This window comes from Sporolactobacillus laevolacticus DSM 442 (genome assembly GCF_000497245.1).
Classification (GTDB): domain Bacteria; phylum Bacillota; class Bacilli; order Bacillales; family Sporolactobacillaceae; genus Sporolactobacillus; species Sporolactobacillus laevolacticus.
Genome location: NZ_AWTC01000001.1, coordinates 16,008 through 42,594 on the forward strand (window position 1 = coordinate 16,008; position 26,587 = coordinate 42,594).

Sequence of the window (26,587 nt, forward strand, 5' to 3'; positions counted from 1 at the left end):
TTGTGTGCTTATTTATTGGTGTCTAATTCAGAATGAAGGTCTACTCGTTCAATCACTAACTTTAAATACGGCAACAAGCTGCTGCAGTTCATCTGCCATTGTTGATAAAGTTGTTGCGCTTCCTGCCACCTCTTCCATTGCTGCTGATTGCTCTTCTGTAGCTGCGGACACATTTTCCGAGTTTTCACTTGCAACAGATGCCAGCTCTGCAATACTAACTAGAGCAACATTCACGTTCTCTACTTCACCGGTTATTGTTTTTATTGAATGTGTGACATCAGTGACTTCACTCGATACAGTATTCATTGAATCTTGAATTTCAACAAATGACTGCCCAGTTTGATGAACTGTATTGATTCCCTTTTCAATCTCAATTGTGCCGCTTTCCATTGACTTCAAAACAGCTGATGATTTTTCCTGGATCGAATGAACGACTTCAGAAATCTGTTTCGTGGAATCCGCCGACTCTTTTGCCAATTTACGGATTTCATCGGCAACAACCGCAAAGCCTTTACCTTCCTCACCGGCACGTGCTGCTTCAATAGCTGCATTTAAAGAAAGTAAATGGGTTTGTGCAGCGATTTCATCAATCAAGCTATTCATTTTGCCAATGTTATCTACTTGATTCATGAGTTCATCCAAAGTTGCAGACACCTGTGAATGGGTTTCCTTGATATGACTCATTTGGTTACTTGCTTTCTCTAATGATTGTTGCCCATTACCCACTTTTTGTACTGTAGTTACTGAAGCTTGATCAAGCGTGATTGCTTTATCAGAGATCACTACAAGTTCCTTACTAATCGCTGATGAGGATTTTTTCGTGCCTTCAATCTTTGCTGAAGATTCACCTGCTTCAGAAGCGATGGCTTGAATGGAGTTCGCAATTTCATCTGAAGTGGCTTTATTTTCCTCAGTTGATGCCGAAAGTTCCTCGGATGAAGCAGCCAGCATTTCCGACTTTTGGGTAATTTTCTCCATGAGTACTTTCAATTTATCAATCATTTGGTTCGCGAATAAGCCTAGTTTTGCAAATTCACGATTGACATTGATTTCATCACCAATTTTATGAGTCAAGTCGCCTCCACTAATCTTTGAAAATAGAACAACAAAATGTTCAAGCGGCTTGATAATGCGTCTTAAAATATAATATAGGGCAAGACTTGAGAAAACGATGAGCAAAGCTGCTGCAATTAAAATAATTTTATATAATAGCGGATTAACAACAGCACTCACGTCCTTATTCGCCATAACCCCGCCGATTTTCCAACCAGTTAATGAATTGGTTGAGTAAAAAATGGTATTGTTTTTCCCTTTCTCAGGGTCTTGCATCATTCCAGCTTTGTTTTTTGATAAAGGATTGATCAGATCGGGATTTGCTTTTGATCCTGTTTTGGCAATAGGATCTGCAATCCAAATTCCTTTAGCATCAAGTAAAAAGGCGTATCCGTTTTTGCCGACCGATACTTTTTTTACGATTTTTTGAAGTGAACTGATATCGACATCCATCCCCACAGCCGCTTTTCCGTCAGGTGTTGATTTGGCCATAACAATGGTTAATTTATGATCAAGAGTCGATATAAATGGTGGAGTAATAATTATTTTTCCCGGATTCGCCATAGCCTGTTTGTACCATGTTTCGTGATTTACTTTATTTGCCAATACAGCTTGGGGTGAACGTACATATTGTCCTTGATTATTACCTACTGTCACAGCATTTATGCTCGCATGTGATTTCGGTACTTGAGACAACAGATCTTGCACGCTCTGCTTTTTGCTCAGATCACCACCGGAAAGCTGTTTACTCACCGCATTAATAGCATAGGTGTCCTCATTGATGAATTGGGTAATGTTGTCATTTAACATCTGAACATTATTCTTAGCATCAGCGTATAACTGATTGCTAAGCGAGGTTCCAACATCATTGTAGACAATAGAAAAAATAATTAAATCAGGCACAACTACAACAAAAACAATCAGCAAAATTTCAATAGCTTTAAGACTTAGTTTCGACCCCAAATTCCCTCTCATAAGCTGCTTTGTCCCTTCAGTTGCTTTAATTTTTTCATTGCAGAATTAAAAAGTTAAAAATAACCAATTATCTTGTTTTTTCGGCGTTTGTTGCGTCTTAAGATAATTGGATTCTCTTTCGTTTGCATGTACACAAAAAAGCCCGCAAATTAAATATCGGACTTTTTTCACTGAAATGAAGTTAATTATGATGCAATAGGGAAAAACAGGTATTTTTACCTAGATATATATTTGTAGTTGTTTCATGTGTGCCTTAACGATCGGTAACCCATTTTTAAACCAAGCCTGTCTCCTCAGGGATATTAAGCATAAGGTTCATACATTGGATCGCTGCACCGGACGCTCCCTTGCCTAAATTATCTAATCTTGCCATAAGCTGTATTCTCTCTGAACTACCAAACACAAAAATATCTGCTCTATTCGTATCGTTGCATCCCGTTATGTCAAAAGTCCCATCTTCAAGTAGTCTTTCATTATCAGAATTTATTACTTTTACGAATCTTTCTTCGGAATAATAGTCTTCTAAAAAGTCTCGTATATCCTCAGGTGACTTGTTTCCGGTTAGATACTTAGGAAAAAGCGGGATGCTCACCGCCAACCCTTTATAGTAATTACAAATGATAGGCGTAAAAAGAGGTTTATCTTTGAGTCCTGTATATTTCATAATTTCTGGCAAATGCTTGTGGTTTAAGTTCAATGCATAGTGTCTGGGTATTTCTAGATAGGTTTTTCTATTACTTGTTTCATATCGTGCAATCGTATCTTTACCTCCGCCACTATAGCCTGTAACGGAAAAAATAGACACTGGATAATCAGATGGAACAATCCCCTTATTAACTAATGGAGCAAGTGCCAGTATGGATGCCGTTGCATGGCAACCTGGAACACTCACTCGCTTAGAATTTCTAATTTTTTCTCTTTGCTGCGGATCTAGTTCGGGAATGCCGTAAGCCCAGTCATCGTTAGTTCTATGTGCGGTACTGGCGTCAATAATTTTCGTTTTATTGTTTTCAACCAATTTAACTGCTTCACGGGCAGCCTGGTCTGGAAGGCATAAAAAGACTAAATCTGCTTCATTCATGTATTTCTTTCTCGTTTGAAGGTCTCTTCTCTTTTCATAGTCAATAGTTAACAATTCAACATTTTCATGCTTAGACAAATATTCCTGAATTTTTAAACCTGTTGTTCCATATTGACCGTCCACATATACATTAAACATGACACACCGCCTTCCAAATGATGATCTCCTATCATAAAGTAGCATTCAGCAACAAGTATCCGAGCTCCATAGAAAAAGTCATTGTTTGTCTTCTGGAGCAAAAAATTGATTTGTCCAAGGTTCCACTTCGATAACACATCTTCTCAATTCTTCAGCCATATCTGCGATTTCCCATTGTGCACCATGACCGTGTCTGCGTTTTTCATAGAAGTCAAGCAACGCTCTCAAGTTTGCTGTCATGACAATATTGGTCACAGCTGCATTAGGCAATACAGATCTGCTGTCTTCCGGCGGAACACCTTTTTCGCGAAGTGCATCATAATTGTCTTGAAGCACACGCATTGTGGACTCAAAAATAGACACAGCATCAGCACCCGCTTTCTCAATCGACGGGGGGATCACATAGTTAAATCCGCCTGATTTGTCTTTGCTGCCAAGTCTTGTATACCTCTGGCTCTCTACTGAAAATGAGAAACCAACCCTGTGCCTGGTTAGTTGAGCGAGAAGTGCCCTGCTCACGTCTTGGATGGAAAAAGTAAAGTTAAGATGTTCCATTGTACTGAGGTGACCACTATGAACAATCTGGCGAAATAACCGCTCAGCGTCAGATCCCCTTTCTCCATCCGATGCTTTTCGGCTGAAATATTTCTTGTTTTCTTTTATGAAAATTTCGCTCGGGTATGTAGAAGAATAGCAGTTTCTTATTGCAGATAAGGCGATAACCTGTCCATCCGTTGGGTTACAGTCCAATTCCTTCAATTGATCCATTTCCTGCTTAATTTTCTTACGAAATGTTTTGCTTAATTGCGTATGCGCCAGCAACGATACTTCCAAAAAATCTCCTCCTCTTCCTAATTATTTATCGTTTAGCAATTCTTCGATCATCTTAATCGCAAATCTTGCGTTCGGATATGTTATAGAACCTCCGCCGATAACACCGATTTTGATCGCTTCAATGAGTTCTTCTTTTGTCGCTTCCGCCTTGATTGACGTTTCTAAATGATAGAGCACACATTCGTTGCAGCGAGTCACTACGGAAATTGCAAGACCCATTAATTCTTTATTCTTTTTACTAATTGCACCATCAGCATATGCATTTGCATCGAGTTCACCAAAACTCTTGAAAAAAGAATCCGTTTCAATTAATTTCTGATTATAAGTCATACGTTGTTGTTTAAGTTGTTCTGCCGTCAATTGAATCGCACCTCCCCCTAAAATTTTCTTGCTTAATGAGGAAGAACACTACAAGATGTTCTATTGTTTGAGAGAACTTAGTCCACTAATTTTTTCTCAAAGCAGACGGATTCAGGCCTGTTCGCATACTTTCCGTAATTTTGAATTCGTTTGTATGATTTACTTTCATAAAAGAGAACTGCTTTTCGATTGATTACTCTTGTTTCCAGAATTAATTTCGTGTATCCCATTTTTCGAGCTTCCGTTTCCAGATAGTTTAACAGAGCGCTGCCTATGCCTTTACCGCTTAATCTTGCATACATGCGTTTAACTTCTGCTGTCGTCTCGTCAATTGGACGAATCGCCCCGCATCCCACAGCTTCTTCTTGAAGATAAGCGACTGCAAAAAGTGAACGTGGAGAACGTACATCCTCGATGTTGAATGACCCGCGTCCGCTGCTCCCTGTGATCTTCTCAAGGATCTGTGAAAGCTCATTCATTAATTCGAGTGCTTCTGGTTCATTGGAATCTCTCTTGAGGATTTTCATTTTATTTGCCTCTTTTGATTGCTGTGCTTCAGATCGAAAAATTCAGTTAGGATACGACGATGCTCTGGAAACATCTTTTCTGGTAATTGATCAGAGGAGCGGAATTCAAATGTGTCCGATTCACTTGGATCAATTTTTAACGTCCCTTTATAGTCAGTTGTGGTATATAATGTACTGACTGTATAGTATTGATCGCCGTTCTCCGCTTGGTAAAGCTTGATCCTGAGTACACATTGAACAAATGCAGATGGGCAATTGTCAATCCGGTTTCTTCAAAGATTTCACGCTTTGCCGTTTCCTTGGTAGACTCGCCAAGCTCCATCATGCCGCAGGGAATACCCCATGTTTCTGAGGGAAAGGTACGTTTTTGCAGCAGCACCCTACCCAATTCATCCACTATTAAAGCACCGGCAACATTTAAGATAATCGGACGATGTCCGACAAGTGCCCGTATTTGTTCAATATAACCCATAGTCAACACCTCCATGATAAGGAAAATACTAGACTAAAAAACTGAATTTTTATCTATAAAACAATGGGGCATTATATAATGATCTGTGTTACTTTGGATTATAATAAAAAAAGATTACTAAAATAGGTGGAGAATCATGTCTATTAAAGCACTATTTCTCGATTTTTACGGAACAGTGGTTCATGAAGATGGAAAGATCATCAGCATCATTTTAAGTAAAATTCAGAAAAGCTTGCATTCAGAAATCTCTCAATCGGACATTGGCCACTTATGGTATACAAAATTTCAGAAGTTATGTAACAACAGTTATGAAGCAAATTTCAAAACGCAAAGAGAAATTGAACTGCTTGCGCTACGCCAGACACTAAACTTTTTCCATTCACCATTGAATGAAACCGAATTGTGTCAGCTTCAGTTCGATTACTGGAAAAAGCCAGAAATTTTTGCAGATGCTGCAGATTTTTTAAAGCAGAACCTGGTTCCGGTTTATATCGTATCGAATATTGACACAGCCGATCTAAAGGCAGCAATCGCCTATCATCAACTGAATCATATTACGGATGTGATTACGAGCGAGTCGGTCAAATCCTATAAACCGCAGACTGAGATGTTTCACAAAGCTTTAGAAAAAAGCAATCTATCTGCTGAAGACGTCATCCATGTCGGAGATTCTTTAACAAGTGATGTGGCAGGCGCGCAAAGTGCCGGCATCAAAACAGTATGGCTGAATAGAACCCGAAAAATAAATGTGCACAACAAAAAACCTGAATACATCATTCATTCATTTGATGATTTGCTCAACATCATTCAATAAATTAAATCATTTTCTTTAAAAATGAAAAGCACCTGAAGAGTAATAGTAAATCAAAGTCGCAATCACGTCGATCACGCAGATTACAGCAATGATGAGTACAATGTTTACTTTCTTTTTTTTGCCTTCTTCACTTTTAATTTTCTTGTCCACTGGTTTTTCCTCCAATATTTTGCTATGTATTTTTTTATTTTATCACAAATAAAATTTCATTGAACTTGCGATTCGTTCGATTATTCGAAACATAATTGATAATTCATTGCCATGGACTAACTCGAATTTTGAAGAGAAATGTTTACTGATAGATTTCATATAAACGCTTGATCTGATTGCTGATTTCTTTTCGCAACTCATTTGGTTTGATTACTTCAACCTCAGAACCCAAGCTTAAGATCTCTCGGACTGCATGAGCAAAATTTTCAAACTGAATGCAGATCAATTGCTTACCATCTTTCTCTTCACTCAATTGTTGAAAATTCCGATTTTCACTCACAAGAAATTCATGCAAGGTTTCCAAACTCATACGTAATGTAGCAGAATATTTTGGACGGCTTGTTTCAAAATAGTGACACCATTTATTCCAAAACTGATCAAGTTCAAAACTTTTGGGAATCAAAAAGCTCTTAGCAACACTTTTTATATCATGAATTCTGGAAACACGATACACTCTTATATCTTCACCATGGCTAGCTACCATGTACCAAGTATCCGTTTTGGCAACAAGCCCATAAGGAGCCACTTGTCTTGAAATCACATCACCATTCTTTTTTACATAATCGATCAAAAGCCATAAGTTGCTATACATAGCTTCGTATATAAGTTTCAAAAAAGGAACAGCTTCTTGCTCATTAAACCAAGTAGTGGAATCAAGATAGATACGTTTACTGAATTGATCAGCTTGCTTGCGTTGATTACTTGAAAGGCTTGGGAACAATTTATAAATTATTCTGTAATTTGTGTTTAAACCAAGATCAGCAAGTGGATCTGCAGATTGTCTAACAAGTAATTTTTTTATATCTGTCAGATTGATTCCAGAAACATTCGTACGAAAGTGCTCATCCAAGGTAAAGCCTCCGCATGATCCTCTTAATGAAATAATCGGAATTCCTGCGAAACTAAGCGCATCAATATCTCTATAAATGGTGCGTTCAGAAACTTCTAATCTGCTTGCGAGCATCTTCGCAGAAACAGTACCTTCCGTTTGCAAAAGCAATATTATTGCCACAAGCCTGTCCGCACGCATGATCAATCTCCTTGTTTTTTTTTAGTATAGCACGCATACATGACAGTAGATGTCAGGATTGTCGAATAAAATAAATATATTAACCTATGAAATAGTGCATGAAAGAAGATTGAACAAAGTTGGAGCGATTAAAACACTTCTTGCCCTCTTTTGATAGGAGAATCTGGTGGATTTTATTAGGATATACGGTCTCATTAATCGGAACGGGTATGACAGAACCTTACCTTATTATTTATCTGCATCACATACGGAACATCTCTCTCACACTGTCAGGGATTATTATCGGTTCCAGTGGTTTAGCAGGTGTTATTGCAATTCCAACAGCAGGACTATTGAATAATTGGATCCGTACAAAGCAAATTTTTATTTTCTCACTGTTTCTCGGTTCTTTAGGGCGATTACTTTTTGCTCTTTCGATTAATGAAAAAATAGCTATTTGCGCAGCAATTGTATCCGGTGCAGCAACGGCAGCATCATGGAATGCTTTGTCTTTAATCCTTAGTCTATCTGTTGCAAAAAGTCAAAAAAGCAGTATATTTGGCGTTGCATTTGCACTACAGAATCTTGGTTCAGGATTAGGAGCAATGCTAGGTAGTGTTCTTGTTCGTTCACAATCTACACGTTCATTTCAACTTATATTTATTTTAGACGCGGTTACTTTTATCATTTTTGCGCTATTCAGTGAAAAATGGGTAATGAACATCTCAACCAGAACAGTAACATCTCAGCGGAAAAAACACATGTACCTCTTCTCGGACCACATAATCAAGAATGACTACAAAATTCTCATTTTTCTTTCTTCCTGTTATGCTCTTTTTGCCATTGTTATGACAGGTGTGTCCACAACATTATTCCCACAATGGGCTATAGTTCAAGCACATGTATCTTTGCAAGTAATCGGTGATGCATTTTTAATCAATAGTTTAACGATACTAGCCGCCCAGCTTCCTTCACTTCAATGGATCAAAAGGACGCGGCGTACACGTGTTATCGCTTTCGCAGCCTTACTATTTACTGTTGGATACATTGTTATGCTTATTGCAGGATTCCTGAAATCTGAATGTTCAGCTCTTGCACTCATCCTATCATTTGCTGTCACAGCTTTTGGCGAGATCTTTCTATTCTCAAGCCTACCAGCGCTAGTAAATGATCTTGTCAGGGGAAAAATAAAAAATCATTTTAATAGTGTAATTAACGGTGCTTGGCAAATTGGTTCCATTTTCGGGCCGATCTTAGCTGGTTCAGGATTGACGCTGCATCTTGCTATCCCGTTATTTCTCGGCTATATTTTTATATTAATGTTGTTGATTCCATCCTTGATTTTTTTAGAAACACTTATACCAATCGAATTAAACAGAGATACATGAGACTTAAACAGCGCTGATATTAAGTGAACAAAATATATAAACCAATAGCTGCTGCAAGGATGGGTATACCCAAAAAAGCGGTTTTTAAAGCCATGTCAATCCTTTCTTGCCTACCTTCTTTCGTTTCCGCCCAGAAGTTAGCACGGACACGATCTCCACTAACAAGAGCACCGACTGATGCTGCGGAAATGAAAAAGCTAATCCCTGCAACTATTCCTGCAATATTTGCAACAAGCTTATGATTACTAATCAGTGCACCGATAATAAACAGCACTAATCCCAAAACAAAGCCAATAAAGAAATACGTTCTTTTTTTCATTACCATCATCCCCCAATCAGATTAGCCTTTTTCAGATGAACTTGATTTCATTCAATTACTTCTCGAACTACATACTACATGCGCAAGCTCACACTAGCCACATCTTATTCATTACATGCTTGCCGATTCTGATTGATGCGATAATTTCACTCTAAACACTCGAACTAATTTGATCAGAATTTTATAGATTAAATAACCAAGTGCAGCTCCTGCCCCATTACAGATCACATCATCAATGTCAGCTACTCGAATAGAAGTACCGAAAAGAATTTCAATGAATTGAAGCGTTTCAATAGCAACGGAGACCAGCAGTCCGAAAAAAAACTGTCGCACGAAATGTTTGAAATTTCCCACGCCAAATCGGGGCAATGATGCCTAATGGTACAAACAAAAGAATGTTGCCTCCGACATTTTTGAGAATTAATTCGATCATGAATAATGAATCTCCGCTATAGGCCGTACCGATCGATCCAACTTCTCTAATAATTGAAATCAAAGGAATGATATTTATCCCATGCCTGATATTGTCGAGATACATTGGAGCGCCAATCCTGAACATCAATGGGAATAAGGTTACGGACACAACAAGAACTATGTAAAAAACAAAGAAAAGCTGCACGGTTTCTGCCAACCAATGGATAGGTAGATGCTTTTTGTGTCTGATATAAAGAAAAATACTACGCACTGCACAATAGATGCCTGTACCAAATAAAGCAAAAAAACAATTGTCAATTAATGCATAATACATACACTTAGCCACCTTATACTCTTAGAATAACGTTTTATCAATAATGGATTATGTTAGGATAGAGAAAATCGTGATGTAATGGAGGCGAATTATTAAAATAGATTTAGGAAAAGCTTTGTATCGAGCAGCTGCCGAGTTAGTCTATAGTAGGTATCCAAAAGGTTGGGGTGGCGCTGCGGCAATGTACACTTCCGACAAACGCATTCTAACCAGTGTTGCTCCTGACGTTATCAACGCTTCCTCTTAACTTTGTATGGAAACAGGCGCTCTTAGAAGCATTTAAGTTGAACACGGAAATCACACATACATTGTGCATTGCAAGAGAAAATGAACATAGTGCATTTAAAGTTTTGACGCCCTGCGGTATCTGCCAGGAGCGCCTTTATTACTGGGGACCAAAAGTTAAAGCGGCTGTCACGAACGATCAGGGCTTACTGGAATTTAAAACATTAGAAGAAATTCAACCGTATCATTGGTATCAAGCATACAGAAAATAGTTACTTTTGTATACCTTTTTTAGTAGATCAAGCCTGAATTTTCAGTGAATCTCTCAACATAATTAGATTAAGCTTTACTTTGTGCTTCTTCCCGCAATTTCAAAAGATACGAAATAATTTCTCGTCTCCGAATAATACCTATAAATACGCCACTGTCATCAACAATAGGCACAAAGTTTTGGGACAAAGACTTTTCCATAATGTCTTCAATTTCTACATCAATCGAAATAGCCTTTATGTCCCTGTATCTTGGAACATCTTTCAGCAACATCTTTTCGGTATCCCAAAAATCAAGATCTTCATTCTTCTTTAAATTCCAGAGAATATCTCCTTCTGTCAATGTTCCTACGTAAATGCCCTTTTTATTTAAAATCGGAATTGCAGAGTAACGATAATGCTCCATTTTCTCCAGAGCTTGCCTTATCGTCCAATGATCATACACAAACTTAACATCACTTTTTGGCGTAATCAAAAAAGCTGCATTCATCAACTATCCGCTCCTCGCTTACACATAACATTCCATCTATCTCTGTTCGTTGTTACCAAACACTCTATGACCATTGAAGATGAAATCGCTTATTACTTTCCTCTATTATTTTGCCATAAAAATTGTCCCATTTGATATTTTTTATGTGAAAGTTTAATAAAATAACGCGTCTTTCAAGAACGTATGTTCTTTTCTGTGGATAAATGGTACACTTATCCTGTGATCACGACGATACATTTTACACTCTTCAAATCAAAGGAGATCATTATGGAAAAAGTTAAGGTTCACAGAAGCGTGGCTAAGTTGAAGACGATTAACCTGTTTTACTTTGACACAAAAACCAATGGGCCAGTTATTCTATGTCTTCACGGAAGATATGGAAGAGCAGAAACGTGGGTTGATTTTATCCAGCACTATGGGGATCGGTACAGAATTATCGCTCCCGATCAAAGAGGGCATGGATTGAGTGATAAGCCGATTGCTAAATATACAACTGAGGAAATGGCTGAGGACATGATCGAACTACTGGATTTCTTAAAGATTGATTCAGTCATTGTCGTTGGTCATTCAATGGGTGGTGCAATTGCCGGATACTTGGCTGTTAAGTACCCTCAGTATGTAACAGCAACAGCACTCCTTGACAAATCTGCTTCCGGGCCTGATCAGCCGAACACGTTGCCATTAGACAAAATTCCAGCAATTGACCCCGTAACGAACAATTGGCCTTTACCTTTTGCCAGCTTAAGTGAAGCCAAGGCTTTCATTCATCAAGCTATGGATTCGGACTTGAGCTATCAGTATTTCATGAATAGTTTAGTTGAAACTGTAGATGGATACGATATGATGTTCAGCGCTCAGGCGATAGCTGCTAACATCGCATATTATGAACGTTGGTTTCATCTGTTGCCCAGCATCAATTGTCTCGTATTGCTCATTCGTGCAAAAGGCAATGACGCCGTTTCAGACGAAGATTTTATAAAAATGCAATCTCTGCTTCCAAATTGCATCGCACGCGAAATGTCTAATCCCAACCATAACGTTCATTTATCAAATAAAGAGGAATTTTATCGTTATTTCGATGAATTTCTTAAAAGAACGTTCAGTTAAATATATGGCGTTACTTTCTAACAGATAATCCCCCTTAAATGTTTTATTAAAAAAACACTCAAGAGGGACATTATTTTAATCTATGGTTGAATTATCGGCTTTTCTTATTTTTAAATAATCGATATGAACATGATCATCCGTCCACAATCTTAGTCCATCAGAGCTGAGTTGAGGGAAAATCAAACTGCTAAGTACATACTCCCCATCATTAACAAATATTTCTATAGTACTTCGATCCACTAAGATATCGAGTTTAATTTTTCCATTTTTCGGAGGTATATGAACTTTATATGCTTTTGCGAAGTCAGTCATACTGACAATACCGCTGTGCGTCCGATCAAATACGAGTTCTTGAATATTTTTATCGTACGTTATATCTGTATGTTCGTCATTTCCATCTCTCAATGATAAACCGAATTTTGCACTGGTGGAGTCGTCTACTGTAAACGTTGATTCAATGGAATAAGATGTTTCATGAATATTTTTAAGCAGATTATCCTGCCCTGTATAAATTACCTGATCACCGAAGTAAGCAAGCTCAGTTAAATTATCTTTTAAATTCCATACAGGATTTTGTACTAATTTAAGACCTTCAGATGTATTTCTTAAAGTTAATTCACGTACAACACTGGTGTTCCCGATATAGTTCTCCCAGGGAACCTGACGCGCATAATTCCAGTTACTCATCCAAGATATAAAGTATCGATAATTTTCATTTGTGTACGGAGCGTCCCATGTTACACCGGTATATGAATCAGGGCCATCCTCCAGCCATTTAACATTTGTTTGATTATGAAAACTCTCTCCATCAAAATCACCAATAAAATAAGCGGAACCAGTCGTATGACCATAATTGAATCCATTTCCACCAACCATGAGTACCCATTTTTTCTGATCTGGATTGCCATCCTCATTCAACTGAAACAAATCAGGACATTCAACAATACCTATATCCTGTCTCACGAACGATGAAGTGTAGGTCCAATTTTTCAGATCAGATGAAGTATAAAACCCAACCTTGTCTTTTTCCGCCATCACCATTACCCATTTTTTTGTCGGTTCATACCAAATGATTTTCGGGTCGCGAAAATCCGCGCTGCCTGTCGGATTGTGCTGCACCAAACCATAATATTTAAACGTATTTCCTCCATCAGTGCTGTACCAAAGATGTGTGGACTGCCCTTCTACAGGCATAGTGACCAGTGCAATAACAGCATCTTTCCCGAAACCCGCCGTATTATTTGTATCGACTACCGTACTCCCGGTCCATGGATCCCCATTTGGCGTTTTATATTTTTCAATCGCTACGGGCTCTCTCTTCCAATGCACAAGATCAGTAGATTCTACATGTGCCCATTCAGTTCCGTTCCCGCCCCAGGAATAATCTTTGTTATACAGATAATAAAGGTGATGAACGCCATTGATGTAGAGCGGTCTTTGTACATCATTCATCCATTTAGTCGACGGCGTTACGTGATACAACGGCCTGAATGACTCTGCTAGTACCCTATCAGGTACACTTACTGTAGATACACCTATTCCAACTACTAACAATGTTAAAAACAAACCCAACCAACTTACAGGTTTTTGCGTTACTTTCAATGGATTCCCTCTTTTTGATCATAAAGTACCCCATCTTCATTAATTTTTGGAATAAAAATACAATTATGGTAATGGAGCCATAAACTTTATCGGACAAAAAAGGAAAATATTTCAATTTTTTAATTGTTCTATTATGTAGTTAACATAACAATGTAACGATTTAAGAAAAAAAACGTTGTTTAGTATATATATGGAAAAGGAGATTTACAAAAATGAAAATTGCTGCACTTTATGATATCCACGGTAATTTTCCTGCACTGAGAGCAGTGCTTGACGAAGTTAATTTCTTACAACCGGATTGGATTGTAATTGGTGGCGATATTGTTTCAGGACCAATGCCTGTTCAAACGCTAGAGTGTCTTTTTAATTTACAAAAAAATGTAAGAGTCACATTCATTCGAGGTAATGGGGATAGAGAAGTTGTCGAAGCATCGAGGGGACTCGGATTAGAAAATCTATCAGAACAGGGGCACAAAACACAACAGTGGGTTGCTGAACAATTGACTGACAGGCATATTGAGTTTCTTTCAAATTTAAAAAGCGTTACAAGTCTTCATGCGGAATACATCGGTGACTTGCTATTCTGTCATGCTACACCAATCAGTGATTCTGATATTTTCACCCCTAAATCAAGTAAAGAACATTTGGAGAAAATATTTGAGAATGTCAAGCAACCCATTATTGTGTGCGGACATACTCATATGCAGTTCAAGTTAAAATTTGAAAAAAAGATTATTTTTAACTCTGGAAGTGTTGGGATGCCCTTTGCTAAACAGCCTGGGGCTTACTGGCTTTTTATTGATCCAGATGGGATCCAGTTTAAACGAACATCTTATGATTTGAATGCAGCAGCAAAGTTATTTAGACAAAGTAACGATCCATATGTGGATGATTTCATCAATCATAATTTACTTCACATTCCCACTGAAGATGAAGCCATGGCATTGCTAAACAAAATCACAAAAAATAGATGAGTATGTTATTACGTAGTCAGTGTTTACAGCGTAGATTATAATAGATTTCGATTATGGTTTTCGATTAAGTGGCATAATGGAAAGTCTTCCTCCAATTTCAGACAACCGTCATACAATTGTCAAATTCGCGTCAGCATTCCGTTACAGCAAGATCAGACGAATGTTTTGCTTGAGCACCTCATGTCTTACACAAGATTATCATTTGAACCATTCTCAAGAATTTCACTGAGACGATTTTCTCTCCCCCATTGCGCCATTAACTCAAGGATTGGGATCAGGCTGTTCCCACGCTCATTGAGACGATACTCTACCTTTGGCGGGACTTGAGCATAGTCTATGCGTTCAATTAATTCATCATTGCGTAATTCACTTAAAACTTGGCTCAGCATTTTATGGGTTATTGATGGGAGGTTTCTTTTTAGTTCACCATACCTCATGACCTTATTTTTAAACAATTTATAGAGAATAAGCCATTTCCATCTTCCCCCTGCAACTGACAACGTATAAGAGATTGAGCAGTTTCCTTCATCGACGGACCATTTTTTCATCTTTACTTTCCTTTCATATAGTATCTAACAATAAAGTGCATACTGTCTTTTTCTATCATCACTATATACACTGATTAGAGAAAATACAAGGATATAGCCTGACGCTGTGGGCGGCTTTATGAAAGGATTGATTACGTTTGAAACCGATGTGGAAGATCTATGCCTTAGCAGTAATCAGTTTTCTGATCGGAACCTCACAATTTGTGATCTCCGGTTTTCTCGATCAGATCGCTACCACTATGGGCATCTCTGTTGCTAATGCCGGTCAATTTATTACCGTGTATTCACTCACCTATGCCATTGCCACGCCTATTCTCATTACATTAACTGTAAGCATCGACCGGCGCAAACTCATCTTATGGTCGCTTGCCGTATTCGTCTTTGGAAATTTACTGTCCTACTTCTTCCCAGGCTACGGATGTTTTATTCTATCAAGAATGATCGTTGCTCTCGGAGCTGGAATGGTTATTGTTACCACACTTACTATTGCCACAAAAATTGCACCAGCAGGCAAACAGGCAAGCTCAATCGCTGCTGTCACAACAGGTTTTACAACGGCACTTATTCTTGGCGTTCCGATTGGGCGGCTATTATCCTCTGCTTTTGGATGGAGAAGTGTTTTCCTGGACATTGCTCTCTTTGGGGTGCTTGCAACGCTTGTGATTATTGCAGTCGTTCCAAACGCAAAGGGAGATGATCCCGTTCCACTTTTGAAACAATTCGCCTTGCTGAAAAATCCAAATGTGTTGACCGGCCTAATCATCACTCTCTTTTGGCTAAGCGGGTATGCCATTGTGTTCACTTACATATCCCCTTATTTGCTGCAAGGATTGCATTTGCCCGAAGGATTATTGAGTCCAGCGTTATTCGTTTTTGGGATCGCATGTCTGATCGGTACAACGATCGGCGGGTATTGTGCAGATCGATTTGGTATAACGGCTACATTGCTTATTGGTATGGGAATAAATGTAGTGTCACTTACCCTACTCTCACTATCTACTGGATCACCTGTCTTCCTTTTCATCTCTCTGTTCATTTGGTCTGCTTCAGTATGGAGTTCCCAACCCACACAACAATACAATCTTGTCACACTATCCCCGTCACAATCAGGGATTATGCTTAGTTTAAATCAGTCTGCCAGTCAACTTGCTATGGCAATTGGTGCAGCCGTTGGCGGTGTTACAATTAACAAGTTCTCCTTACACTCAATCACCTGGTTTGGGACTGTCGGTGTTGCCGCAGCCATGATCCTCGTGTGGGGACTGCATCATATGCAAATACAACATGCTGATTAAATAGTAGGTAAATTTCAATTGCTCGGAGTCATAACCGAAGTACAAAAAGCTTATTGAAATAATTTTGAACCAACTGATTAACCAAAGATGCAAAAAGATGTGCGAAAATATAGGAAGTACGTGATTAAAGAACTCTTTTTCTTTTATTCGTCACCCATTGCTTTAGCACTCTTCGTTTCTAAACACAAAACTAAAAATACGTCTCGATTCATAGGGAGCGATAACATGGTAAAAAAATTAAGATTATATCAAATTGATGCATTCACAAAAGAAAAATTCACTGGAAATCCAGCAGGAGTGGTAACAAATGCGGATGGGTTAACACTGGGTGAGATGCAAAAAATAGCGAGAGAACTAAACAACTCTGAAACAGCCTTTATCTTCTCATCCGATCAAAACAATTATGATGTTCATGTTCGGTTTTTCACACCAACAAATGAAGTTCCGATCTGCGGACATGCCACTATTGCTGCTCATTTTGCTCGTGCCATTGAGAACAATCTTGACGCTTGCAGAGTATATCAAAAAACTGGAGCGGGAATTTTACCCGTTGATCTCATTAAAGAACACGATGATTACAGAATGATTATGACTCAAGGAAAAATTGAATTCGGCGATATTATTGATGGAAAACATAAAGCTCATCTCGTCTCTTCTCTTAATATGAGTGAGAATGACTTATTAGAAAATTATCCGATTCAAATTGTTTCAACTGGCCATTCCAAGGTCATGATCGGCATTAAAAGCAACGACCATTTGAACAAACTGCAACCTAATTACGACGGTCTGGCTAATCTGAGCAAGATGATTGGGTGTAACGGATATTATGTTTTTACCATTGATGATTCCCCCAATAGTGACACTTTAGTTCACGGTCGAATGTTCGCTCCTGCTATTGGTATTACTGAAGATCCGGTAACAGGAAATGCGAATGGTCCATTAGGCGCTTATCTGGTCCATCATCATTTGGTTAATCAAAATCATTCATTATTTAAGTTTAAAGCGAAACAAGGAGAAGCGATAAAACGTCCGGGTACCATGGATGTCGAAGTTAAAATTAAAAATAATGAACCTGAAGAAGTTAAAATATCAGGACAAGCCGTGATCGCATTTAAGTCGGAATTATTATTGGAGTAAAATACATTTCCACGCCTCGACCTTTTATTTTTGAAACAGCTCTTCTAGCTTATATTGGAGGGAAATATGAACACTTATATTTACATGGTGAGACATGGAGATTCACCGAAAACAGTGGGAACTGAACGAACAAGAGGGTTAACTGCTCGGGGTAAATGCGATGCGCATCGCATAACTGATCTATTACACGGAGAGGATATTGATGTTTTTGTTTCCAGTCCATACAAGCGATCAATTCTCACTATCCAGGAGTTAGCTGAACGTTCAGGACAAGAATTAATCGTATTTGAAGATCTTAAAGAGAGGATCTTTTCTACTGACAACAAGCGAATGCCTGATGAGGAATTATTCCCATTGTTAACGCAATCCTTTGCTGATCCAAACTTTGCTTTAAGGGGAGCAGAGTCTAATGCAGATTGTCAGATCCGGGCAATAAAAGTTTTAAAGGGATTATTAAAGACTTATCGAGGACAGAAAGTAGTACTAGGAACTCATGGAGCCGTTATGACTTTGATGATGGGCTTTTTTAACAGTCAATACGGTTTGAACTTTTTACTAAATACATCAAAACCAGATATATACAGAATGGAATTTAATGGTCAAGAATTGGTGGATGTTAAAAGATTATGGAACCGTTAGCTTCATAACTCTTGAAACGGTAAAAAATGTGTGTAGTACATTGTCATAAAAATTAATGAGGATCAGCCGCCAAACCTATCTTCATTTCTAAACCGCTTCGTGCTACAATGTCCATAATTTTATTTATCGAGGTGACTATCAATGACACATCTTTTCACATTTGTTATTTTAGCTTTCCTACTTGTCTTACTCCCCGGTCCAGATTATGTCATGATAACCAAGAATACTTTAAAAGATGGGACTCAAGCCGGGATGAGAACGCTTTTTGGCACATGTACCGCTTTATGTGCACATACAACATTCGCTGTCGTTGGACTTTCTGCTATTATCGTAAAATCTGCTTTCTTATTCTCAACTTTTAAAATCATTGGTGCTGTTTATCTCTTTTATCTTGGTGTGAAGGCATTACTTTCAATGCGAAAAATAAGTGCGAATTCTTTACAACAAACCGAAAAGGAAACGAACACTAAGCAAGAACCAAATTTTAGACAAGGGGTTCTTACAAATCTACTAAACCCAAAGGTCGCCGTCTTTTTCCTTACGTTTTTGCCACAGTTTGTAAATCCGAATGAAAATACATTAATTTCTTTTACCTCCTCGGAGTAATCTATATTTTAATTACTTTCACATTTTTCGTCGTTTATGTACTGCTCATTAATCGTATAAAAATGTTTATGGAAAAGGAATCGACTCAGAAAGCCATTCAATGTGTCTCCGGAATCGTTTTAATTGCTTTTGGTGTTAAGCTTGCATTAGAAAAGGCTTAATCAATACAAAACCTCCGCCAATCAAGCGGAGGTTAATTTTTATATTTAATTTCACAGAGGACGCCGCGAGTGTGCTTCACAAATTGCTACAAACATTTACAGCAGCGACAATCCATAACTATGGTCATTGTTCAATATAAACCGTATATGGCTTAGTATATATATCTTAAAGTTCGAACAAATTAAAAGCTTCTTTCTTCGTGTGTGGATCAAAATCCAATTGTTCAATTGGCACGCCATGTTTGATACCATAAGTAATAACTTCTTTCCAATCGTTTGGATTAACAGTAGTTTTAAATAGAGCATCCTGATAAACGACAATCATTGTTTCATCCCTAAAAAAATGACTATACCAGCATTCATCATTGATACGAATCATGCTATTTTGTAACTTTTTCAACTGATTTTCCAGTTCAATCTCAGGGATTGATAGCAACAAAAACCTCCAACTGCCTTTTTGCTTTTGTGCAACTAAATCAAATTCATTGATAATATCAGGATTTTTTAATGATTGTTCAATGACTATTCCATAATAGTTCATTTATCACGCCCCCAAGCAAACGTATGTTCCTGTTCTTTGGTTATTGTATCCCAATCTATACTATTTAACAACAATCTCTTACGAAAAGAATTTCGCTTGATTGGCGGGGTTTTTGGTGTTGAGAATTAAATAAATTCATAGCAAAAGCAAAAGACGGCTCATAGTGATCCCGGTTATCACGAAAAAACCGCTCGTCATCAAAATATATCGCTCGTACTTTTTCTGAGAACATATTCTGTATCATGAGAAGAAACTACAATGCTGTCTACTTGCTGGATTTTTATACGTTTTTTTCCTCTTTTCAAGTAACATTCAAACTTCCCTTTGAATAAAATGCACAACAAAGTATAATATAATCAAATGAACATTTGAATGACCAGGAGGATACTTATAGTGGTCGAAAAAGAGACATGCGACATTTATTGCTATGACGAAGAAAAGGTTAATCGCATACAAGCTCTTTTAAAGAAGGAAAATGATGGCCTTTCTCGTATTGTGCACTTATTCAAAGCGCTTGCTGATGAAAATAGGACAAAAATTGTTTATGCCTTATGCCAAGATAAAGAGTTATGTGTTTGTGATGTTGCAAATATCATTGGTTCTTCCATCGCAACAGCATCACATCATCTCCGCACGCTCCGGAAGCAAGGCCTTGTCAACTATCGAAAGGATGGAAAAATGGCGTTTTATTCACTTGATGATGAACACATAAAGCAATTAATTTTTATTTCAATGACACACAGACAGGAGGAGAAAACCCATGTCTGAACAACGAGTTAAGTCATATCGTGTTCAAGGATTTGACTGCATCGATTGCGCGAATAAGTTTGAAAAAAATGTAAAACGGTTAGATGGAGTGCTTGATGCTAAAGTGAATTTTGGCGCATCAAAGATTATGGTCACTGGAAGCACCACGATTGAGGCATTGGAAAAAGCAGGAGCGTTTGAAAACTTAAAAGTAAGGAACGAATCGGAACAAACAATTGAGCATGAACCATTTTGGAAGCAAAAAGAGAATTTTAAAGTCTACATTTCAGCAGTTTTATTGATCATTAGTTGGCTCCTTGGGAACCAGTACGGGGAACAGCATATTTTTCCTACGATTGGATTTTTGGCGGCTATTATCATAGGTGGCAACTCGTTGTTCATTGAAGGATTTAAAAATCTGATTCGTCTCGATTTTGATATGGATACTCTTATGACGATTGCTATTATAGGAGCGGCCGCGATAGGTAAATGGGAAGAAAGCGCGACGGTTGTCATTCTCTTTGCGATCAGTGAAGCGTTAGAAGGTTATTCAGCAGATAAAGCGAGACACTCTATTCAATCGTTAATGAACATTGCACCAAAAGAAACATTGATTCGTCGGAACGGTCAAGAATTGATGGTTCCTGTTGAAGCTGTTCAAGTTGGTGACACAATGATTGTGAAACCAGGGCAGAAACTAGCCATGGACGGCGTTGTGTCTAAGGGTACCTCAACACTCAATCAGTCAGCCATTACTGGCGAATCTGTCCCATTAACAAAAACAATTGATGATGAAGTTTTTGCTGGGACTTTGAATGAAGAAGGTTTATTAGAAGTCAAAGTCACAAAAAGGGTTGAAGATACAACGCTTTCTAAAATCATTCATTTGGTTGAGGAGTCACAAGCACAAAAAGCCCATTCTCAGACGTTCGTTGATCGTTTCGCAAAAGTCTACACACCAGCAATTATTATTTTCGCTGTTCTGTTATCTGTGATCCCTCCTCTTTTCATGGGCGCGTCTTGGGGAGATTGGATCTATCGAGGGTTAGCCTTGCTCGTTGTCGGTTGCCCGTGTGCTCTTGTTATTTCTACACCAGTCGCTATTGTTACAGCAATAGGGAATGCCGCCAAAAACGGTGTTATTATCAAAGGTGGGATTCACCTAGAAGAAGCTGGTTCTCTCAGTGTCATTGCTTTTGATAAAACCGGTACATTAACAAGAGGAGTTCCAGAGGTTACAGACATCGTGACTTTTAATGGAAATGAGCAGCAAGTTATCGCCTTAACAGCGGCTCTTGAAAAAGGATCTCAACACCCACTCGCCTCAGCTATTGTTAGGAAGGCTGAGAAAGAAGGAATGAGACTTAACGATATTGGAATTGAAGATTTTCACTCCATTACTGGTAAGGGTGTCAAGGGTAGAGTTAAACGGACGATGTACTATGTAGGCAGCCCAAACCTTTTTGAAGAACTACTTAAAAATGGTATTGAAAAGACGATCCATAATCAGATTATTAGCCTTCAAAAGCAAGGCAAAACGGTTATGGTATTTGGAACGGACAATGGAGTTCTAGCACTTATCGCTGTGGCTGATAAACTGAGAGATTCAGCGAGAACGATCATTCAGAAACTTCATCAATCCGGTATTGAACAAACCGTGATGTTGACAGGAGACAACAAGAGTACAGCAGAGGCGATAGGAAAAGAAGTCGGCGTCTCCGAAATTAAGGCAGAATTATTACCGGAAGAAAAATTGACCTATATTAAGTCCTATAGTAGGAAACAAAAAGTTGCGATGGTTGGAGATGGAGTGAACGATGCCCCAGCATTGGCCGAAGCAACTGTTGGTATTGCGATGGGGGGTGCTGGAACAGACACTGCTTTAGAGACAGCGGACATTGCACTCATGTCTGATGATTTAACGAAACTCCCCTATACGATAAAGTTGAGTCGCAAAGCACTGGCTATTATCAAACAAAATGTAACATTCTCGCTGGCCATTAAGGCTATTTCTATATTGCTGATTTTTCCAGGATGGCTAACCCTATGGATTGCTATTTTAGCAGACGTAGGAGCTACTTTAATTGTCACACTGAACAGTTTACGACTCGCGAAGGTTAAAGATTAATAATACGCAATGTTAACGCTCAATGTTGATTGGAGCGGAATGTGCGGAACTCTGCTGCGAACTATTGAGCGAGGAGGCTCCCATTGGTTAAAACAAAAGTACTAGAACGAATAAAAGGAAGTGCCAAAAAATTAAAGAGAGAATTATTTGTCTTACTTTTGGCTTATAAAGATAGTCGCGTGCCTTGGTACGCAAAAGTATTCTCTATATTAATTGTTGCTTATGCTTTTAGTCCAATTGATTTAATCCCTGATTTTATACCTATATTGGGATATATTGATGATCTCATTCTTATTCCGTTAGGTATTTCATTAGCACTAAAAATGATTCCACAATCAATTATTGAAGATTTAAGGATTCAAGCTAATGAGATTAAGCATAAGGAAAAACCTAAGAATTGGTTTGTAGGCATACTATTTGTTACACTATGGATTCTGGTCGCAATATGGTTTGGCAGGTTAATTTATCAGCTTTCCTCGCGGGCTTGACATAAAAAAATCACCTCTGCTAGTTGTCTGGCGGAGGCTTTGGTGTTTAATGAAAACAATGCACCTTATTTAATTTATGGCATTTAACGGGAACACTGAGAAAGAATAAGAAGTCCTCCACCAATAATAATTATAATTATAACCAGAGTAATAATGTTTGTGAGACAGCCACCTTTGGTTAATGATTTTAAATCACCAACCATTGAACGATTAATAGAGTCTGAGAGATTGTGCATTGGATGCTTTTTATATTCTTCTGATTGCTTTTTGTCTCGGTCATCTCGGTTCATAAAATCCTTCCCCTAAGAACAACTTTTTTATGCGCTTTTTATACTTTCATAATATATGAAATCTACTGTGATTGTATGTGTTTCACTCATTCCACTTATATGAATAATAGCACTACTCCAAGTTCTCGGTCTAGCATCTCCCCAAATTCTTAAGTTTTCAATCAATCCATAAGAAGCTTTATTGACGGCCAAACAGTTCCCCAATCTTTTTGCCCCACTCTTTTCTTATAAACTTTCATTCTTTCCTCTGTTTCTTTCGCAGAAGGTGTTGGACGGACCGTCAATGTCAACAAATCTTCGACCCCATGTGGTGCCGTAAGAATAACCTGATCATTTGTGTTTAATCGAGCACCAATCGCCGTCACGGTTTCCGGGAATTTAGAGATGGCATCTGTTGTTGATATGTATCGGGGGGATCCAGGATGATGAACGTGCATACGTGCTTCATTTTTCACCTCCCAATTGTAGGCAGGTTCTTTTGTTTTTAGGAGCGTTTGTATCTCTTGCTCATAATCATAATTAATCAATTGCTGATCGAAATAAACAACGTCTACATCATGAACCGGTGTTTTAAAAGAAAAACCTGATTGGTTATCCCATATTCTTGAACGCAATAAACCGGCACATAACCATGAATCCGAAAGATCTAATTCACGAATCAATGCAAGTATTTTCATTAATTCTTCGTCATTTTCGATAAATGCCAGAATATCTTCTTCTGTTTCTAATCGACGCATAGGTCCCTCCATCAATCATTATCAAAACAAAACCGAAATGTGTGTTCTCATTTTAATGCAAGAGTTGTTTCATGGCAATGATTTTCCTCCATGATAAATTTGCTATTGATTTTCCACTCTGATTTTATTATCATCTAATTAGATATTAATCAAATTGGATGGTGTTTTTTATGCAACTTAATCGCATCGTTGAATTCCACAAAGCATTGGGTGATTTAACACGAATACGGATCATCGCACTCTTACAACAGGGACCGCTTCATGGCCAAGCGATTGCGGGAAAGCTGTCATTAAAACCACCGACAATTACACATCACATGACCAAACTTCGAGAAGTAGGATTAATCAAGGAACGTCGTGATAAAAACACCATTTATTTTTCATTAAATCAAGATGTATTGGAAAGTTGCGCAAATGCGATTCTAACACTTGGAAAAGAGGCAAAGAACATGGAGATGTCCGTGACAGAAGCAGAACGTGCGGCGATACTTAGCAATTTCTACACTGCAGATGGTACATTAAAAAACATTCCCGCTCAACGAAAAAAGAGATTGGTGGTTCTCTCTCATATTGTTAAAGGGCTAGCATTTGGAAAAGTTTATACCGAAAAAGAAATAAGCGAGTATCTGAGAAAATTCCACCCCGATTACGCAACACTTCGCAGAGAACTCATTATCCACCAGTTTATGTACCGTAAGAACAGTCAGTATGAAATGAATCCACCGGAACTTTGGAGTTTTCAATAATGTGTTTTTTTCACCCAACTAATTAGATATTTATCAAATTAGTACTTTTTAAAAATTTGGAGGATCTTATGCATTCATTTTTTCTCGTTAAAGAAAAGCAGTATAGAAAGCTGTTTCTAGCTGGATTAATTAATGGCGTTGGTGATCGTTTCAGTCAAGTTGCCACGTTAACCTTATTGTTGCAGTTAACAGGTTCTGGTTTCGCCGTAGGTGTTACAATGGCACTCCGGCTGCTGCCCTTTCTGATTTTCGGACCATTCGGTGGAAGATTAGCTGATCGATACTCAAGAAAAACGCTACTAGTCGTGACAGATTTAGCAAGAATTGCATTTGCCTTATCCTTTTTACTCGTGCATACTCGGCAAGACATTTGGATTATCTATGTCAGTTCATTTATTCTCGCATCAGGTGAGGCAATTTATGCGCCAACGCGCAAAGCAACACTTCCTCTCTTAATTTCAAGAAAACAGCTTGTAAAAGTAAACAGTATGGAACAAGTGCTCGTCGGCATTGTGCTGATTGGCGGCGCTTTTGCTGGGGGTGTGGTTTCGTACTTTTTTGGTCCTGATCTGACATTCTGGTTGAACGGCTTCTCCTTCCTAGCAGCTGCATGGCTCATTTCAACGATTCAATTTATAAATCCGACCCGCCATCATGAAGATCCAAACACAAAAAAAGAGAGGCTCTCCCTCTCTCTTAAAAACGTAATCCTTCTTTCCATTCCGCTTCAGATCATTTTACTCTGTGAAATTCTCGTACCCTTTGTAAATGGAATCGATAACGTACTCATCAGTGTCTATGCCGTAGAAATCTTTCATCTTGACAACGTTGGTGTCGGCACTTTCTATGGTGCGCTTGGAATTGGATTAATGGCCAGCTTCTCTATTGCCAACCGGATCAATAAACATTATCTCTTGATTGGCCTCTCATGTTTATTTTTCGAAGGATGCATGATGATTTTTCTCAGTCATGCTTATAGTACTCTGTTTGCAGTGATGATTTTCTGCAGCTCCGCATTTTTCTCAGGTATCGGAAACGCCTGCCTTGATACCGTTCTGATGCGGGAAATTCCCGAACAGCATCAGGGCATGATGTTCGCCCTTATGGCGTCACTTTCAAATACACTTCTTGGCCTGTCCATGCTTATAGCCGGCGGTTCCTTAGATGTTATTTCTCCACGTTTATTAGGCTTTTTGGGAGGAACATCGTTATTGTGTATTTCGGTTTTCCTAATCATGACTTATTTAATAAGAAAGTCGAAAGAAGTGAGCAGTCAAGATGAAACGATATAAAGCACCTGTCTAATTAAATTGTGAAAGATGTTCCAAGAACGCCTGAAGGAACTCGGACTTATTAAATTTTCATTTCATTATCAAAATAATATAGAGCAAGAAATCATTCTGTGATAATATACCTATCGAGGCAAATTTTACGAAAGTATTAGACGCAAAGCCACGGGCCTAAAGCATTATTCATGTCATGGCAGCCGGGTTGCCAGGAATTCTTCCTGTATAAATTAATGCTCTTTTCAAATTTGCCCTTTTATTGAAAAGGGGTATTTCGTTTGAATAAGTCTGTTCTTATTGTTGATGACTCAAAGTTCATGAGATCATATATTGCGAACAAAATTGATAATGAAATTTTCACTGTCGTTGGAGAAGCATCAAATGGTCTCGAAGCGTTAAATCAATATCTTACTCTTCATCCAGATCTTGTTATCATGGATATAACAATGCCGATTATGACTGGCATTCAAGCTTTAAGAGAAATCATGGGGTATGATCCAAAGGCCAATGTAATTATATGTTCATCATTAGGAAGCAAACAGTTAATTATTGACGCACTGGTGTATGGTGCTAAGGACTTTGTATTGAAACCTTATTTCGATCAAATCAATGACCAATTAGAACAGGTTTTATTTTGAATCGA

28 protein-coding genes, 3 pseudogenes and 1 riboswitch are annotated in these 26,587 nt (G+C 38.3%); of the genes and pseudogenes, 15 read left to right on the forward strand and 16 right to left on the reverse strand.

Features of this window, described 5'->3' with window-relative positions; genetic code table 11:
• Nucleotides 1–48 precede the first annotated feature (48 nt).
• The 6 genes from P343_RS19410 to P343_RS19435 all read right to left on the reverse strand — a co-directional run bounded on the left by P343_RS19410 (nt 49) and on the right by P343_RS19435 (nt 5,440).
• A complete protein-coding gene (locus tag P343_RS19410; protein WP_023508342.1) occupies nt 49–2,016 on the reverse strand; it encodes a methyl-accepting chemotaxis protein in 1,968 nt (655 codons plus the stop codon).
• A gap of 286 nt (nt 2,017–2,302) precedes the next feature.
• Nucleotides 2,303–3,247, reverse strand: coding sequence for an N-acetyl-gamma-glutamyl-phosphate reductase (gene argC / locus P343_RS19415; RefSeq protein ID WP_023508343.1), 945 nt, complete (start codon nt 3,245–3,247; stop codon nt 2,303–2,305).
• 78 nt (nt 3,248–3,325) lie between these two features.
• Nucleotides 3,326–4,081 carry an FAD-dependent thymidylate synthase gene (gene thyX / locus P343_RS19420; RefSeq protein WP_023508344.1) on the reverse strand — a complete coding sequence of 252 codons (756 nt, stop codon included), beginning with the start codon at nt 4,079–4,081 and terminating at the stop codon, nt 3,326–3,328.
• A 21-nt stretch (nt 4,082–4,102) separates the two neighbouring features.
• Entirely contained in the window at nt 4,103–4,441 is a 339-nt protein-coding gene (locus tag P343_RS19425; RefSeq protein WP_023508345.1) for a carboxymuconolactone decarboxylase family protein, read from the reverse strand.
• A 77-nt stretch (nt 4,442–4,518) separates the two neighbouring features.
• On the reverse strand, nt 4,519–4,968 hold the full coding sequence (locus tag P343_RS19430) for a GNAT family N-acetyltransferase (protein WP_023508346.1): 450 nt from the start codon (nt 4,966–4,968) through the stop codon (nt 4,519–4,521).
• Between the two features lie 136 nt (nt 4,969–5,104).
• Nucleotides 5,105–5,440 carry an NUDIX domain-containing protein gene (locus tag P343_RS19435; RefSeq protein ID WP_051384687.1) on the reverse strand — a complete coding sequence of 112 codons (336 nt, stop codon included), beginning with the start codon at nt 5,438–5,440 and terminating at the stop codon, nt 5,105–5,107.
• Between the two features lie 136 nt (nt 5,441–5,576).
• Between P343_RS19435 and P343_RS19440 the strand changes: the two genes are divergently transcribed.
• Nucleotides 5,577–6,254 carry an HAD family hydrolase gene (locus tag P343_RS19440; RefSeq protein WP_023508347.1) on the forward strand — a complete coding sequence of 226 codons (678 nt, stop codon included), beginning with the start codon at nt 5,577–5,579 and terminating at the stop codon, nt 6,252–6,254.
• Between the two features lie 15 nt (nt 6,255–6,269).
• On the opposite strand, the gene P343_RS37585 is transcribed toward P343_RS19440, so the two are convergent.
• Nucleotides 6,270–6,404, reverse strand: coding sequence for a hypothetical protein (locus tag P343_RS37585; RefSeq protein WP_023508348.1), 135 nt, complete (start codon nt 6,402–6,404; stop codon nt 6,270–6,272).
• 142 nt (nt 6,405–6,546) lie between these two features.
• Entirely contained in the window at nt 6,547–7,494 is a 948-nt protein-coding gene (locus tag P343_RS19445) for a helix-turn-helix transcriptional regulator (protein WP_023508349.1), read from the reverse strand.
• Between the two features lie 119 nt (nt 7,495–7,613).
• On the opposite strand from P343_RS19445, the gene P343_RS19450 reads away from it, so the two are divergent.
• Entirely contained in the window at nt 7,614–8,861 is a 1,248-nt protein-coding gene (locus P343_RS19450; protein ID WP_023508350.1) for an MFS transporter, read from the forward strand.
• 19 nt (nt 8,862–8,880) lie between these two features.
• Here the strand turns inward: P343_RS19450 and P343_RS19455 are convergent, their stop codons facing one another.
• Nucleotides 8,881–9,180 carry a DUF5316 domain-containing protein gene (locus tag P343_RS19455; protein WP_023508351.1) on the reverse strand — a complete coding sequence of 100 codons (300 nt, stop codon included), beginning with the start codon at nt 9,178–9,180 and terminating at the stop codon, nt 8,881–8,883.
• A gap of 111 nt (nt 9,181–9,291) precedes the next feature.
• Nucleotides 9,292–9,928 (reverse strand): annotated as a pseudogene (locus P343_RS37645) (VanZ family protein).
• Between the two features lie 97 nt (nt 9,929–10,025).
• Here P343_RS37645 and P343_RS19465 point away from each other — a divergent pair.
• Nucleotides 10,026–10,425, forward strand: a pseudogene (locus tag P343_RS19465) (cytidine deaminase).
• 67 nt (nt 10,426–10,492) lie between these two features.
• Here P343_RS19465 and P343_RS19470 read toward each other — a convergent pair.
• On the reverse strand, nt 10,493–10,912 hold the full coding sequence (locus P343_RS19470; protein ID WP_023508352.1) for a CBS domain-containing protein: 420 nt from the start codon (nt 10,910–10,912) through the stop codon (nt 10,493–10,495).
• Nucleotides 10,913–11,179: 267 nt separating this feature from the next.
• Between P343_RS19470 and P343_RS19475 the strand changes: the two genes are divergently transcribed.
• Complete coding sequence (locus P343_RS19475; protein WP_023508353.1) at nt 11,180–12,019, forward strand: alpha/beta fold hydrolase; 840 nt, start codon at nt 11,180–11,182, stop codon at nt 12,017–12,019.
• Between the two features lie 75 nt (nt 12,020–12,094).
• Here P343_RS19475 and P343_RS19480 read toward each other — a convergent pair whose 3' ends face one another.
• Entirely contained in the window at nt 12,095–13,621 is a 1,527-nt protein-coding gene (locus P343_RS19480) for a glycoside hydrolase family 32 protein (RefSeq protein ID WP_023508354.1), read from the reverse strand.
• A gap of 212 nt (nt 13,622–13,833) precedes the next feature.
• Here P343_RS19480 and P343_RS19485 point away from each other — a divergent pair, with 212 nt between their 5' ends.
• Nucleotides 13,834–14,595 (forward strand): metallophosphoesterase family protein, encoded by a 762-nt coding sequence (locus P343_RS19485; protein ID WP_023508355.1) that lies wholly within the window; start codon nt 13,834–13,836, stop codon nt 14,593–14,595.
• A gap of 185 nt (nt 14,596–14,780) precedes the next feature.
• Here the strand turns inward: P343_RS19485 and P343_RS19490 are convergent, their stop codons facing one another.
• The gene (locus P343_RS19490; protein WP_023508356.1) at nt 14,781–15,143 is read right to left on the reverse strand and encodes a winged helix-turn-helix transcriptional regulator; all 363 of its coding nucleotides are present in this window, start codon (nt 15,141–15,143) and stop codon (nt 14,781–14,783) included.
• A gap of 137 nt (nt 15,144–15,280) precedes the next feature.
• Here P343_RS19490 and P343_RS19495 point away from each other — a divergent pair, with 137 nt between their 5' ends.
• From P343_RS19495 to P343_RS19510, 4 genes and pseudogenes are all read left to right on the forward strand, one after another.
• Nucleotides 15,281–16,438 (forward strand): MFS transporter, encoded by a 1,158-nt coding sequence (locus P343_RS19495; RefSeq protein WP_023508357.1) that lies wholly within the window; start codon nt 15,281–15,283, stop codon nt 16,436–16,438.
• A gap of 225 nt (nt 16,439–16,663) precedes the next feature.
• The gene (locus P343_RS19500) at nt 16,664–17,575 is read left to right on the forward strand and encodes a PhzF family isomerase (protein WP_023508358.1); all 912 of its coding nucleotides are present in this window, start codon (nt 16,664–16,666) and stop codon (nt 17,573–17,575) included.
• Nucleotides 17,576–17,641: 66 nt separating this feature from the next.
• A complete protein-coding gene (locus P343_RS19505) occupies nt 17,642–18,214 on the forward strand; it encodes a histidine phosphatase family protein (protein ID WP_023508359.1) in 573 nt (190 codons plus the stop codon).
• A 141-nt stretch (nt 18,215–18,355) separates the two neighbouring features.
• Nucleotides 18,356–18,981, forward strand: a pseudogene (locus tag P343_RS19510) (LysE family translocator).
• Nucleotides 18,982–19,147: 166 nt separating this feature from the next.
• Here the strand turns inward: P343_RS19510 and P343_RS19515 are convergent.
• Nucleotides 19,148–19,522 carry a hypothetical protein gene (locus P343_RS19515; RefSeq protein ID WP_023508360.1) on the reverse strand — a complete coding sequence of 125 codons (375 nt, stop codon included), beginning with the start codon at nt 19,520–19,522 and terminating at the stop codon, nt 19,148–19,150.
• Nucleotides 19,523–19,915: 393 nt separating this feature from the next.
• On the opposite strand from P343_RS19515, the gene P343_RS19520 reads away from it, so the two are divergent.
• From P343_RS19520 to P343_RS19530, 3 genes are all read left to right on the forward strand, one after another.
• Entirely contained in the window at nt 19,916–20,290 is a 375-nt protein-coding gene (locus P343_RS19520; protein ID WP_023508361.1) for an ArsR/SmtB family transcription factor, read from the forward strand.
• Nucleotides 20,283–22,397 carry a heavy metal translocating P-type ATPase gene (locus P343_RS19525; RefSeq protein ID WP_023508362.1) on the forward strand — a complete coding sequence of 705 codons (2,115 nt, stop codon included), beginning with the start codon at nt 20,283–20,285 and terminating at the stop codon, nt 22,395–22,397. Before P343_RS19520 ends, P343_RS19525 begins: the two co-directional genes overlap by 8 nt.
• 83 nt (nt 22,398–22,480) lie before the next feature.
• A complete protein-coding gene (locus tag P343_RS19530) occupies nt 22,481–22,885 on the forward strand; it encodes a YkvA family protein (RefSeq protein WP_023508363.1) in 405 nt (134 codons plus the stop codon).
• 83 nt (nt 22,886–22,968) lie between these two features.
• Here P343_RS19530 and P343_RS19535 read toward each other — a convergent pair whose 3' ends face one another.
• Together P343_RS19535 and P343_RS19540 are read right to left on the reverse strand one after the other, a co-directional pair.
• Complete coding sequence (locus P343_RS19535; protein ID WP_023508364.1) at nt 22,969–23,175, reverse strand: DUF6366 family protein; 207 nt, start codon at nt 23,173–23,175, stop codon at nt 22,969–22,971.
• Between the two features lie 161 nt (nt 23,176–23,336).
• Complete coding sequence (locus P343_RS19540; protein ID WP_023508365.1) at nt 23,337–23,912, reverse strand: nucleotidyltransferase family protein; 576 nt, start codon at nt 23,910–23,912, stop codon at nt 23,337–23,339.
• 170 nt (nt 23,913–24,082) lie between these two features.
• Between P343_RS19540 and P343_RS19545 the strand changes: the two genes are divergently transcribed.
• The 3 genes from P343_RS19545 (at nt 24,083) to P343_RS19555 (ending at nt 26,582) form a co-directional block, all read left to right on the forward strand.
• On the forward strand, nt 24,083–24,658 hold the full coding sequence (locus P343_RS19545) for a DUF2087 domain-containing protein (protein WP_023508366.1): 576 nt from the start codon (nt 24,083–24,085) through the stop codon (nt 24,656–24,658).
• Between the two features lie 68 nt (nt 24,659–24,726).
• On the forward strand, nt 24,727–25,950 hold the full coding sequence (locus P343_RS19550) for an MFS transporter (RefSeq protein WP_031263474.1): 1,224 nt from the start codon (nt 24,727–24,729) through the stop codon (nt 25,948–25,950).
• Nucleotides 25,951–26,069: 119 nt separating this feature from the next.
• A riboswitch (cyclic di-GMP riboswitch) is annotated at nt 26,070–26,157 on the forward strand.
• A gap of 65 nt (nt 26,158–26,222) precedes the next feature.
• Nucleotides 26,223–26,582 carry a response regulator gene (locus P343_RS19555; RefSeq protein ID WP_023508368.1) on the forward strand — a complete coding sequence of 120 codons (360 nt, stop codon included), beginning with the start codon at nt 26,223–26,225 and terminating at the stop codon, nt 26,580–26,582.
• Nucleotides 26,583–26,587: the final 5 nt, after the last annotated feature.

Excerpts from the sequence above, each read along its gene's own strand:
- argC (WP_023508343.1), bottom strand. The coding sequence starts at position 3,247 with ATGTTTAATGTATATGTGGACGGTCAATATGGAACAACAGGTTTAAAA.
- P343_RS19485 (WP_023508355.1), top strand. The coding sequence starts at position 13,834 with ATGAAAATTGCTGCACTTTATGATATCCACGGTAATTTTCCTGCACTG.
- P343_RS19455 (WP_023508351.1), bottom strand. The coding sequence starts at position 9,180 with ATGAAAAAAAGAACGTATTTCTTTATTGGCTTTGTTTTGGGATTAGTG.
- P343_RS19440 (WP_023508347.1), top strand. The coding sequence starts at position 5,577 with ATGTCTATTAAAGCACTATTTCTCGATTTTTACGGAACAGTGGTTCAT.
- P343_RS19490 (WP_023508356.1), bottom strand. The coding sequence starts at position 15,143 with ATGAAAAAATGGTCCGTCGATGAAGGAAACTGCTCAATCTCTTATACG.
- P343_RS19435 (WP_051384687.1), bottom strand. The coding sequence starts at position 5,440 with ATGGGTTATATTGAACAAATACGGGCACTTGTCGGACATCGTCCGATT.
- P343_RS19535 (WP_023508364.1), bottom strand. The coding sequence starts at position 23,175 with ATGAACCGAGATGACCGAGACAAAAAGCAATCAGAAGAATATAAAAAG.
- P343_RS19475 (WP_023508353.1), top strand. The coding sequence starts at position 11,180 with ATGGAAAAAGTTAAGGTTCACAGAAGCGTGGCTAAGTTGAAGACGATT.
- P343_RS19505 (WP_023508359.1), top strand. The coding sequence starts at position 17,642 with ATGAACACTTATATTTACATGGTGAGACATGGAGATTCACCGAAAACA.
- P343_RS19545 (WP_023508366.1), top strand. The coding sequence starts at position 24,083 with ATGCAACTTAATCGCATCGTTGAATTCCACAAAGCATTGGGTGATTTA.
- P343_RS19525 (WP_023508362.1), top strand. The coding sequence starts at position 20,283 with ATGTCTGAACAACGAGTTAAGTCATATCGTGTTCAAGGATTTGACTGC.
- P343_RS19515 (WP_023508360.1), bottom strand. The coding sequence starts at position 19,522 with ATGAACTATTATGGAATAGTCATTGAACAATCATTAAAAAATCCTGAT.
- P343_RS19550 (WP_031263474.1), top strand. The coding sequence starts at position 24,727 with ATGCATTCATTTTTTCTCGTTAAAGAAAAGCAGTATAGAAAGCTGTTT.
- P343_RS19470 (WP_023508352.1), bottom strand. The coding sequence starts at position 10,912 with ATGAATGCAGCTTTTTTGATTACGCCAAAAAGTGATGTTAAGTTTGTG.
- P343_RS19540 (WP_023508365.1), bottom strand. The coding sequence starts at position 23,912 with ATGCGTCGATTAGAAACAGAAGAAGATATTCTGGCATTTATCGAAAAT.
- P343_RS19500 (WP_023508358.1), top strand. The coding sequence starts at position 16,664 with ATGGTAAAAAAATTAAGATTATATCAAATTGATGCATTCACAAAAGAA.
- P343_RS19445 (WP_023508349.1), bottom strand. The coding sequence starts at position 7,494 with ATGCGTGCGGACAGGCTTGTGGCAATAATATTGCTTTTGCAAACGGAA.
- P343_RS19430 (WP_023508346.1), bottom strand. The coding sequence starts at position 4,968 with ATGAAAATCCTCAAGAGAGATTCCAATGAACCAGAAGCACTCGAATTA.